Below are 11,549 nucleotides of genomic sequence, written 5' to 3'. Positions count from 1 at the left end.
GGGGGCAACGGGGGCGGCGGGGCGCTCATAGCGCGGCTGGAGCGTGCAGCCGGCGGCCAGGATGGCGGTGGCGGCGGTGGCGATCAGTGCGAGTCTGGGCATCTCAATGTCCTTGGCCAGGCGTGCCGGCGCCGCCGTCGCTGCCATTGCTGCCATCGTCATTGCCGCCGCCTGCATGGCCGGACGGGGCGGGCGCCGGTGGCGACCCGGGCTTGTGCTTGGTCTTGCTGAACTTGCCGATCACGACGAAGAACATCGGGATCATGAAGATCGCGAGGAAGGTGGCGGTCAGCATCCCGCCGATCACGCCGGTGCCGATCGCGTGCTGGCTGCCGGAGCCAGCGCCATTGCTGAGCGCGAGCGGCAGCACGCCAAGGATGAAGGCCAGCGATGTCATCAGGATCGGGCGCAAGCGCAGGCGTGCCGCCTCCACCGCCGCGTCGACGGTGCTCATGCCCTGGTCGCGCAGGTCGCGGGCGAACTCCACGATCAGGATGGCGTTCTTCGCCGATAGCCCCACCGTGGTCAGCAGGCCGACCTGGAAGAAGACGTCGTTCTCCAGCCCGCGCAGGGTGGCGGCCAGCAGCGCGCCCAAGATCCCCAGCGGCACCACCATGATCACCGAGAACGGGATCGACCAGCTCTCATACAGCGCGGCCAGGCAAAGGAACACGACGAGGATCGAGATGCCATAGAGCAGTGGCGCTTGCGAGCCGGACTGGCGCTCCTGGTACGACAAGCCGGTCCATTCGTAGCCGATGCCGTCGGGCAGCTTCTGCGCGATGGCTTCCATGGCATTCATCGCCTGGCCGGTCGATTTGCCGGCCGCCGCCGAGCCCTGGATCTCGACCGCCGGGATGCCGTTGAAGCGCTCGAGCTTGGGCGAGCCGAAGATCCACGCCCCCGAGCCGAAGGCGCCAAACGGCACCATCGTGCCAGCCGCATTGCGCACGTACCACGCGTTCAGGTCCTCCGGGTTCATGCGGAACCTGGGTTCACCCTGCACGTAGACCTTCTTGATCCGGTTGTCGGTATCGAGGAAGTTGTTCACGTATAGCGACGCCCAGGCGGTCGAGAAGGTCTGGTCGATGTCGGCGGCGCTGACGCCCAGCGCATTGGCCTTTTCGCGGTCGATGTCGACCTTGAACTGCGGGGTGTCGTTCAGGCCGTTCGGGCGCACCTGCGCCAGCAGCGCGTCCTTGGCCGCCATGCCGAGCAGCATGTTGCGCGCCTGCATCAGCTTTTCGTGGCCCACGCCGGCACGGTCCTGCAACTCGAAGTCGAAGCCTGCGGCCGTGCCGAGTTCCGGAATGGAAGGGGGGTTCAACGGGAACACGTTGGCGTCCTTGTATCCCGCAAAGTGCCCGAAAATCCGCCTGACCAAAGCGGGTGCCTTCAGGTTGGCGGACTCCCGCTGGGAGAAGTCCTTGAGCCGCACGAACACCAGGCCCGAGTTCTGGCCGCGGCCGGCAAAGCTGAAGCCGTTTACCGTCAGCACCGCTTCCACGGATTCCTTCTCGCTGTTGAGCAGGTACTCCTGCACATCCAGCAGCACCTTGGCGGTACGCTCCTGCGTGGAGCCCACGGGCGCTTGCACCAGCACGAACATGGTGCCCTGGTCCTCTTCGGGCAGGAAGGCTTTCGGCAGGCGCACGAACAGCAAGCCCACCACCAGGATCACCATCAGGTAGATGACCAGCCAGCGGCCCGAGCGCCGGATCACGTGCTCCACGCCGCCGTGGTACTTCTTCTGGCTCCTGGCGAAGGTGCGGTTGAACCAGCCGAAGAAGCCGGTCTTTTCATCGTGGTGGCCTTTCGGGATCGGCTCGAGCATGGTCGCGCACAGCGCCGGCGTCAGGATCAGGGCCACCAGGACGGACAGCACCATGGCGGCAACGATGGTCAGCGAGAACTGCCGGTAGATCGCCCCCACCGAGCCGCCGGAGAATGCCACCGGCACGAACACCGCCGACAGCACCAGCGCCACGCCCACCAGCGCGCCGGTGATCTGCTCCATGGCCTTGCGCGTGGCGTCGCGCGGCGACAAGCCTTCCTCGGCCATGACCCGCTCGACGTTTTCCACCACCACGATCGCATCGTCCACCAGCAGGCCGATCGCCAGCACCATGCCGAACATCGACAGCGTGTTGATCGAGAAGCCAACCACCGACATCACCGCGAAGGTGCCCAGCAGCACCACGGGCACCGCGATGGTCGGGATCAGCGTGGCGCGCAGGTTCTGCAGGAACAGGTACATCACCAGGAACACCAGCACGATGCCCTCGATCAGCGTCTTGATCACTTCCTCGATCGACAGCGTGATGAACGGCGTGATGTCGTACGGATACTCCACCACCACGCCTTGCGGTGCGTAGCGCTGCAGGTCGGCCATCTTGGCGCGCACCGCCTTGGCCGTGGCCAGCGCGTTGGCGCCGGTGGCGAGCTGGATGCCGAAGGCCGCGGTCGGCTGGCCGTTGTACTTGGTGTCGAAGTTATAGTTCTCGCCGCCCAGCTCGATGCGCGCCACATCCCTGAGGCGCACCTGCGAGCCGTCGGTATTCACCTTGAGCAGGATATTGCCGAACTGCGCGGGGGTTTGCAGCAGCGTGGCCTCGGTGATGGTGGCTTGCAGCATCTGGCCCGGCACCGACGGCGTGCCGCCCAGGCTGCCGCCGGCGACCTGCACGTTCTGCGCGGCCACCGCGTTCTTGACGTCGATCGGGGTCAGGCTGTAGTTGTTCAGCTTGGTCGCGTCGAGCCAGATCCGCATGGCGTACTGCGAGCCGAACAGCGTCACCGTGCCGACGCCGTCGATCCGGCTGACCGGGTCCAGCACCTTCGACGCCACGTAGTTCGCCAGGTCGTAGCGGCCCATGCTGCCGTCCTTGGACACGAAGGCGAGGATCAGCAGGAAGCTGCTGCTCGATTTGGTGACCTTGGTGCCCAGTTGCTGCACGGCCTGCGGCAGCAGCGGGGTGGCCAGTTGCAGCTTGTTCTGCACCTGGACCTGCGCAATGTCCGGGTTGGTGCCGGCCGCGAAAGTCAGCGTGATGGTGGCGGTGCCCGAGTCGTCGCTGGTGGACGACAGGTACAGCAGGTGGTCCAGGCCGCTCATCTGCTGCTCGATCACCTGCGTGACGGTGTCTTCGACGGTCTTGGCGGAAGCGCCGGGGTAGGTGGCGCTGATCTGCACGGCCGGCGGGGCAATCGTGGGGTATTGGGCAATGGGCAGCGTGGTGGTCGCGGCGAGGCCGGCCAGCATCAGGATGATCGCGATCACCCACGCAAAAATTGGCCGGTCGATAAAGAACTTTGCCATGAAGCTGGCTCCCGGTTATTGCGCGGCCGATGCTGCCGATGCTGCGGAAGGCGCCGATGCCGCCGGCGCGCCGGCGCCAGGCATGGCCTGCGCGCCGGAGGCCGGCTGCGCCGGTACCTGGGCTTCGACCGGCTTGACCGTCATGCCCGGTTTGGCTTTCTCCACGCCGTTGACGATCACGCGATCGCCCGGCTGCAGGCCGCTGTCCACCACCCAGCCGCTGCCGTAGGTGCCGGTGGTGACAAGCTGGCGTTGCGTCACCTTGTTGTCCTGGCCGACGACCAGCGCCACGGCCTGCCCCTTCGCGTCATGCGTGACGCCGATCTGCGGCACGACGATGGCCTTGTCATTGACGCCCTCGTCGATGCGCGCGCGCACGAACATGCCGGGCAGCAGCACGCGATCCTTGTTCGGGAAGATCGCACGCACCGTCACGGATCCCGTGCTCTGGTCCACGCTCACGTCGGTGAACTGGAGCTGGCCGGGCTGCGGATAGGCGCGTCCGTCTTCCAGCAACAGCGTGACCTTGGCGGCATTGGCGCCGGTGGTCTGCAGGCGGCCCTCCTGGATCTGGCGGCGCAGCCGCAGCCCCTCGACGCTCGATTGCGTCAGGTTGACGTAGACCGGGTCCAGTTGCTGGACCGTGGTCAGCAGCGTGGCCTGGCTGGCCTGCACATAGGCGCCCGGCGTCACCTGCGACAAGCCGCTGCGCCCGGTGATGGGGGACACGACATCGGTGTAGCCCAGGTTGATCTGCGCGGTTTCCACCCCCGCCTTGCCCGATGCCACGTCGGCCACGGCCTGGCCCAGCGCGGCCACGGCGTTGTCGTAGTCCTGCTTGCTCACGGCGTTGGCCGCCACCAGGATCTTGTAGCGCTGGACCAGTGCGTTCTGCGTGCCCACGTTGGCTTGTGCCTTCGCCAGCACGGCCTTGGCATTGTTGAGCGCGGCAATGTAGGGCGTCGGGTCGATCTTGTAGAGGCGCTGGCCCAGCTTGACCTCATCGCCCTCGGTGAACTCGCGGCGCAGCACGATGCCGTCGACCCGCGCGCGCACTTGCGCGACCAGGTACGCGCTGGTGCGGCCCGGCAGCTCGGAGGTGACGGGCACGGTGGCCGGCTTGACGGTGACGACGCCGACCTCCAGCGTCTGCGGCGGCGGCGCGGCGGGCTTCTGTCCGCATGCAGCAAGAATTACGGCAACCGTCGCGGCACTGATATGGCGAAAGGGAACCCGCTCGATGCGCATGAAGGGACCTCGGAATCGGTGGAAGTGGACGGAAAGCACAAACACGCGCACGCGCTGCCCACCCGGCATGGACAGGCGGTGACGCAACACGGCACTGCGATCGAATTCGCGCGCCGGCAACTGCCGCCCCGGCCTTGCCTGCCGGTGGGCGGTTGTCGTGGACTCGGTTATGGACAGACGCGGCGATCGGGGCGCCTGCGATGGCCGCAAGCCTCGCGCGGCGTGCGGGAGAGGCCGCGAAAGCTCGGATGCCTGACCTTGCCATGCCAGGTGGCAGGACGAAGACGAAGAGGGTGGAAGGAGATGATTTCCGCAAGCTGGATGCGAGCCCGTATCAGTGCACTCACCCCAGCCATTTGCGCGATCACTCCATCGTGTCGTTGCACGCTGTGGCCTTTCCAGCACCGCCACAGCCTGGCGAAATGGTGCATCACACCACTCTAGATCACTTGCATGACAAAGCAAGAAACGTCTCAGAGTATCGCGTGCCGCACGGCGCCGGGCCAAGATGTGGGCCATGCTGCGCGCTGCGTGGGAGCGGGGGCAAAACATCCGCTGTGCGGAATAAAGCCGGGGCGCCACGCGTTTACCAAATGCAGGAACGCGCGCCGCGCAAGCGTGCCAGCGGGCCGGCAGGCAAACCGATGTGCCGCGGGATGCGGTTCGGGCAACGGCCCGCGCATCGCAACGTCGGGCATTCGATCCCGGGATGACATCATGAGCAAGGCTCTGGGTGCCGTGGCGGCGTTACTTGCCGGTCTCGGCCTGAGCGCGCCCGCGGCGGCGCAGGCGGTGGCCGCGGACGCATGGAATGGCGATTCGTCGCCTTGCCAGCAGATGGCGGGGCAGGTGGAGATCGACGGCTACCTGCAACAGGTGGTGGGGCTGGCCTGCCTGCAGCCGGATGGTTCCTGGCAGATGGTGGATAGTTCGGGCGGCGCGGTGGCGTATGGGCAGCCGGCTTACTACTACGACCCTTGGTACTGGACGCCGGTTGGCGTCGGCTTTGGCGCGAGCTTTATCTTTGTCGATCGCTTTCATCACGCGCACAGCATGCACCGCGTGTTCCTGCCGCGCCCGGGCGGCGGCTTCCATGGCGGCTCGCGCGGGTCGTTTGTCGGCGCGCCGCGCGGCGGCGTCCAGGGCGGGTTCCATGGAGGTGGTCATCATCACTGACGCAGGACGGCGCCCAATGTGAATGCGCGACAGACGCTGCCACCGGATGGCTTGGCCCCGCGCTGTCTTTGCCACCATGTTCGACCGGGCCGGCCCGGCGCGGCGGCATCAAGGATGCGCGCCATCCGGCGGGCATGCCGGTGCCGGGCAAGCAGGGCATCTGGCCCGCGTTGCATCCCTTCACACCCGCTCGCGGCACCGATTGACAAGGCTGGTACCGTTCTGTACCGTGGAATTCTGTGCGGCTATGCTGCTGGCTTTCCCCGGCCGGCGGGATGCCGGCCCGGTACCACGCCGCCGCTCCGCTTTTTTCTGCTTTCCTGACCTTTCCTGCCCTGTTTCCTTCATGCCACGTAAAGCCGCCCAGCTCTCCGAAGCCGACAAGCATGCCGCCGAAGGCGGCGCCGTAGCCGTAGACCGAGCCTTGTTCGTGCTTTCCGCGTTCCGCCTGGGCGACACCACGCTGAGCCTGGTGGAGCTGGCCCAGCGCACCGGGCTCTACAAAAGCACGCTGCTGCGCCTGTTGGCGTCGCTGGAGCACGCCAGGCTGATCCTGCGCCATACCGATGGCCGCTACGGGCTCGGCCCGGAAGTGGCGCGGCTGAACTCGGTGTATTCTGCTTCGTTCTCGCTCGAGCTGATCGTCATGCCGGTGCTGCGCCAGCTGGTGCAGGCCACGCGCGAAAGCGCCGCTTACCACGTCGAACAGGGGGAGCACCGCCTGTGCCTGTACCGCGTCGACTCGCCCCAGCCGGTGCGCGACCATGCCAAGGCGGGCGAGCTGCTGCCGCGCAACCGCGGTGCCGGTGGCCGCGTGCTGCGCGCCTTCGGCGGGGCGCGGGGGGAGCTTTACCAGAAGATAAGGGAAGAGGGCGTCGCGGCGATGGTCGGGGATCGTCTGCCGGAGATTGCCGGCGTATCGTCGCCGGTGTTTGGACCGGACGGCGAGCTCAAGGGTGCGCTGACCCTGACCTGCCCGACGCCGCGCTTTGACGAGGCTTTCCGCCCGCACGTCCTGCGGGCGGCCCGCGACCTGACCCTGGCGCTGGGGGGCACGTTCCCGTTTCCCGCCTGATCTGCCCCAGATCGGTGCAAAGCCGATTCGGCGTGGCGCTTGCTCCTTGCACCTTGTGCCGTGCCCGGCATCCAGGCCGATGCCCGGCTTGTCGGGGGTGGCCCTGTCGGCGTCCGTGGCGATATCATGCGCCTTTGCGAAGTTGACCAACCAACCGGGCCTGCCTCTGAAGCCTCCCGTCAACGTCACCGGCAACACGGTATCTTCAAAGGAATTCCGTGCAGTTAGACCAGCAAACGATTGTCGTCGTCATGGTGGTGGTGTATGCCAGCACGCTGGCCATTTCGATGGGCCTGCTCGGCGCCTTGCGGCCTAGCGCGGCCGGGCGCCTGTGGGCGCTCGGGCATCTGCTGGTGTCGGCCGCCGGTCTGGTGCTGGCGGCCAACGCTTCGGCCAGGCAGGTCTATGTCAGCGCGGGCGGGGCGGCTGCCTTTATCGCCGGCAGGCTGCTGATCTACCGCGGCGTGCGGGTGTATTACGGCATGGCGTCGTGGGATCGCACGCTAGCGGTGGGCGTGACGGTGGCCGGCCTGGCGCTGGCTGGCGCAGCCGGCATGGCTGGCGGCCAGGCGCGCATGCATGTGATCGGCTACGGCAGCCTGGCCCTGGTGGCCGTGCTGACGGTCGTCACCCTGCTGCACGCCTACGATGGCCGGCGCAGCGTGGGCACGCCCCTGGTGGTGGTTGCCAGCCTGATTCACCTGGCCACGCACCTGGCCGGATTCGCCGCCGGGCTGGCAGGCAACGTGACCTCGGGGCCGTTCTATGCCAGCAGTGCCAACGGGATCTTGCTGGTGGCGCCGCTGGTGGGCACCTTGCTGGCCTTGTTCGGGTTCACGGTCATGGCCATGGAGCAGGTCATTGCCACCAATGAAAACGGCGCCAGGCTCGATGCGCTGACGCGCCTGCTTAACCGGGGCGCGCTCGACAAGTCAGCCATCAGCCTGGTGGCCGCCTGGGAGCGCCACGGCCAGCCCTTGTCCTGCCTGGTGATCGATATCGACCATTTCAAGCAGGTCAACGACCGGCATGGCCACCATGCTGGCGACACCGTGCTCAAGCTGATCGCCGAGGCCATCGACAACTCGCGGCGTGCCTCCGATGTGGCCGGACGCTACGGCGGCGAGGAATTCTGCATCCTCTGCCCGCATACCGACGAAGGCCAGGCCACCGCGCTGGCCAACCGGATCCTGAAAAAGGTGCGCGGCATTGCGCTGCCCGGCGAGTCGGCGGCGTTTGCCAGCGTCAGCATCGGCGTGGCCGAGTTGCGGGGCGGGGCGGCGGGGGTGGAAGGGTTGTGGCGCGCCTTGTTCGCGGCGGCCGACCGGGCGCTCTATGCGGCCAAGGAGTTTGGCCGGGACCGCTATGCGCTGGCGTCCTGGATGGCGCCCGCCACGCGCCCCGTGCCCGGCGACGTGGGCGATTCCGCCCACGTGCCTGGCCGCTAGGGCCACTAGGGCCGGCAGCGCTTTCCCTCAGCCTGGATCAGTCCTTTGCCGCCGGCACGTCCCGGGGCGGGTGGCCGTCGTAAGTCCAGATGTACTGGCGCGGGATCGGGCCCTTGTTGCGGCCGCCTTGCTGCGTTTGCTCCCAGGCATGCGCCAGGATCCCGACCGAGCGCGACAGGCAGAACAGCCCGCGCGCCAGCGGCGCCGGGAAGCCCAGCTCCGCGTAGATCACGGCCGTGGCACCGTCGATATTCATGGGAATCGGCTTGCTGCGGCCCGCGCCCAGTTCGGCCTCCACCGCGCGTGCAATGGTGGCGAAGCGGCCCGAGACCACGCCATCGGCCGCGGCCTGGTCCACCAGCGCCAGCAGGCGCGGGGCGCGCGGGTCCAGCGGATGGAAGCGGTGGCCGAATCCGGAGACGAACTTGCCGTGGTTGTCGCGGTAATCCGCCAGCGCGGCCTTGACCGCGGCTTCCTGGGTTTCGCCGCCGTCGATACGGCGTGCCACATCCTGGTACAGCTCCACGGCCTGCTCGCCGGCGCCGCCATGCACATCCCCCAGCACGTTGACGGCGGACGCCATCGCATTGTTCAGGCCCACGCCACAGGTGGCGGCCATGCGAGCGATGGCGATGCTCGGCGCTTGCGGGCCGTGGTCCACCGCCGACATCAGCGCGGCGTCCAGCAACTCGCCTTGCCCGCGCGCCGGCAGGTCGCCGCGCAGCATCAGCCAGATCATCTGCGCGAACGATACCTGGCCGATGAGCTGCTCGATGGGATAGCCGCGGTAGCGGATCTCGCCGGGCTGCATGTCGATGATCTCGGTGCGCCACCAGTCCTGGGAGAGGCGCTGGCCTTCGTTGATGTCATTGGTGCCGGTGTTTGCCTTCGTAGGTTCACTCATACCGCGCGCTCCTTTTGCAGGGTTTCGATATCCGCCTCGCCGTAGCCAAGCTGGGCGAGGATTTCACGGGTGTGCTGGCCGAGCTCCGGCGGCGGGGTGTCGACCGACGGGGCCTCGCCATTGAGCTTGAAGCCCGTGCGCACCAGCCGGATGTCGCGGCCCACGCCGGGCACCTCGGCAAACTCACCGATCATGCCGCGCCCGCTCACCTGCGGGTGATCCAGCGTTTGCGGCACGCTGTAGACCGGGCCGGCCGGCACGCCCGCCTCGTTGAACAGTTTCCACCACGCATCGGCGGATTTCTTCGCCAGCTCCGCCTCCAGCTCGCGCGTGAGTTCGGCGCGGTTGGCCAGCCGTGCCTGGCGCTGCGCGAAGCGCGCGTCGGTGGCAAGTTCCGGGCGGCCCACCACGCGGCAGACCGCTTCGAACTGCTCCTGCTTGTTGGCAGCGATATTGATCAGGCCCTCGCCGGTGTGGAAGGCGCCCGACGGGCTGGCCGTCATGTTCTCATTGCCCATCGGCGCCGGGGTCTTGCCTGCGATCAGGTAGTTGGACACCACCCAGCCCATGGTGGCCAGGGTGGCTTCCAGCATCGAGACGTCGATGAAGTAACCCTCGGTGCGCTGGTGATCCGCCAGCGCGGCGGCCACGGCAAAGGCCGCGGTGATGCCGCCGATGGTGTCGGAGACCGGGTAGCCCACGCGGTATGGCGCGGTCTGCGGGTCGCCGGTGATGCTCATCACCCCGGACATGCCCTGGATGATCTGGTCGTACGCCGGCAGGTCCGACAGCGGGCCATCCTGCCCGAAGCCGGAAATGGCGCAATAGATCAGCTTGGGATGGATCTGCTTGAGCGCCTCGAAGCCCAGCCCCAGGCGGTCCATCACGCCGGGGCGGAAGTTCTCCACCAGGACGTCGGCGCTCTGCACCAGCTTGCGGAAGACTTCCTTGCCGCTCGCGTGCTTGAGGTTGATGGTGATGGAGCGTTTCCCGGGGTTCTGCGCCAGGAAGGACACGCCCATGAGCCGGCTGTTGAGCTCGGCGTCGGCGCCCAGCTGGCGGGCCAGGTCGCCGGTGCCTGGGGTTTCCACCTTGATGACCTCGGCGCCCATATGGGCGAGCTGGTGGCAGCAGAAGGGCCCGGCCAGCACGTTGGTGAGGTCGAGGACGCGGATATGGCGCAGCGGTTTTTGCATGGCGAGGCTTTGAGGTGTCGGTGCCGCGGCGCTTCGCAGTGGCGAAGCCGGCCGCGGCGGGCGGCGAAGGCGTTACTCTACCTTGGCGCCGGACTGGCGCACGAGGGTGCCCCAGCGGGTGTTTTCAGCTTTGATGAACGCGGCCAGGTCTTGCGGGGAGCCGCCGCGCGGCTCGCTGCCTTCCTCACGCATCTTGGCGATGGTGTCGGGCTGGGCGATGGCCTTGTTGATCTCTTCGTTGACGCGCTTGACGATCTCCGCCGGCGTGCCCGCCGGCGCCACCAGCGCCTTCCAGTCCTCCGCCTGGAAGCCGGCATAGCCGCCTTCGATCACGGTCGGCACGTCGGCCAGCAGCGGCAGGCGCTTGGCCGAGGTCACGCCGAGTGCGCGCAGCTTGCCGGCCTTGATCATCGGCAGCGCGATCGGCGGCGTGGCGAAGTAAAAGTCGGTCTGGCCGCCCAGCAGGTCGGTCAGCGCCGGCGAGGCGCCCTTGTAGGGCACATGCAGCATCTTGATGCCCGTGCGGCGCGCGAACATCTCGCTCGTCAGGTGGCCCACGGTGCCCGTGCCGGCCGACGCCATCGAGAGCTGCTTGGCCTTGCCGGCGGTGATCAGGTCGGCCAGGTTCTTGTACGGCGCGTCCTTGCGCACGATCAGCACCAGCGGTTGCGCGGAAACCAGCGCCACCGGGGTGAAGTCCTTGACCGCGTCGTAGGGCATCCTGGGGTACAGGGTGGGATTGATCGCCAGGTTGGCGGTCTGGCCCATGCCGAGCGTGTAGCCATCGGGGCGGGCCTTGGCCACCGCGTCCATGCCGATATTACCGCCCGCGCCCGCGCGGTTTTCCACCACCACGTTCCAGTGGGTGGTCATGCCCACCTTGTTGAACACCAGGCGCGCCATGACATCAGTCCCGCCGGCCGGCGGGAAGGGGACCACCAGGCGCACCGGCTGGCTCGGATAGGTGTCCGCCGCAGCGGGGATGGCGCCTGCGGCGAGCAGGGCGGGGACTGCGAGCAGCAGCAGGGCGCGGATGTGGAAGCGTTTCATTGTGTTGTGTCTCCGGATTGGGGTGGTGCACGGCACCGGCGGATGGTCTCTTGTGTTCTGTAGAATAGAACGTTAATCTTACTTAGGGAATTTAGGTGGGAGGATAGGAGGGGGGAGGGGGGATGTCAAGGGG

8 protein-coding genes are annotated in these 11,549 nt (G+C 67.5%); 3 read left to right on the top strand and 5 right to left on the bottom strand.

The annotated features are described in order from the left end of the window. Positions 1-103: 103 nt before the first annotated feature. Both A9975_RS06820 and A9975_RS06815 read right to left on the bottom strand, forming a co-directional pair. Positions 104-3,319, bottom strand: coding sequence for an efflux RND transporter permease subunit (locus tag A9975_RS06820; RefSeq protein WP_183031970.1), 3,216 nt, complete (start codon positions 3,317-3,319; stop codon positions 104-106). 15 nt (positions 3,320-3,334) lie between these two features. After that, the gene (locus A9975_RS06815; RefSeq protein WP_183031969.1) at positions 3,335-4,567 is read right to left on the bottom strand and encodes an efflux RND transporter periplasmic adaptor subunit; all 1,233 of its coding nucleotides are present in this window, start codon (positions 4,565-4,567) and stop codon (positions 3,335-3,337) included. A 717-nt stretch (positions 4,568-5,284) separates the two neighbouring features. Between A9975_RS06815 and A9975_RS06810 the strand changes: the two genes are divergently transcribed. From A9975_RS06810 to A9975_RS06800, 3 genes are all read left to right on the top strand, one after another. Next, complete coding sequence (locus A9975_RS06810; protein ID WP_183031968.1) at positions 5,285-5,743, top strand: hypothetical protein; 459 nt, start codon at positions 5,285-5,287, stop codon at positions 5,741-5,743. Between the two features lie 346 nt (positions 5,744-6,089). Beyond that, positions 6,090-6,818: an IclR family transcriptional regulator gene (locus tag A9975_RS06805; RefSeq protein ID WP_183031967.1), complete on the top strand. Its 729-nt coding sequence runs from the start codon at positions 6,090-6,092 to the stop codon at positions 6,816-6,818. 218 nt (positions 6,819-7,036) lie between these two features. Further along, a complete protein-coding gene (locus A9975_RS06800; protein ID WP_370564045.1) occupies positions 7,037-8,266 on the top strand; it encodes a diguanylate cyclase in 1,230 nt (409 codons plus the stop codon). Between the two features lie 37 nt (positions 8,267-8,303). On the opposite strand, the gene A9975_RS06795 is transcribed toward A9975_RS06800, so the two are convergent. The 3 genes from A9975_RS06795 to A9975_RS06785 form a co-directional block, all read right to left on the bottom strand. Beyond that, the gene (locus A9975_RS06795; protein WP_183031966.1) at positions 8,304-9,170 is read right to left on the bottom strand and encodes a citryl-CoA lyase; all 867 of its coding nucleotides are present in this window, start codon (positions 9,168-9,170) and stop codon (positions 8,304-8,306) included. Further along, positions 9,167-10,366 (bottom strand): CaiB/BaiF CoA-transferase family protein, encoded by a 1,200-nt coding sequence (locus A9975_RS06790; RefSeq protein WP_183031965.1) that lies wholly within the window; start codon positions 10,364-10,366, stop codon positions 9,167-9,169. Before A9975_RS06790 ends, A9975_RS06795 begins: the two co-directional genes overlap by 4 nt. A 72-nt stretch (positions 10,367-10,438) precedes the next feature. Continuing rightward, a complete protein-coding gene (locus A9975_RS06785; RefSeq protein ID WP_183031964.1) occupies positions 10,439-11,416 on the bottom strand; it encodes a tripartite tricarboxylate transporter substrate binding protein in 978 nt (325 codons plus the stop codon). Between the last annotated feature and the right edge of the window lie 133 nt (positions 11,417-11,549).

Source organism: Cupriavidus sp. UME77, assembly GCF_014170355.1.
Taxonomy (GTDB): domain Bacteria; phylum Pseudomonadota; class Gammaproteobacteria; order Burkholderiales; family Burkholderiaceae; genus Cupriavidus; species Cupriavidus basilensis.
Note: the sequence above shows the minus strand (reverse complement) of the source record. Positions and strands in the feature narration are given on the sequence as shown.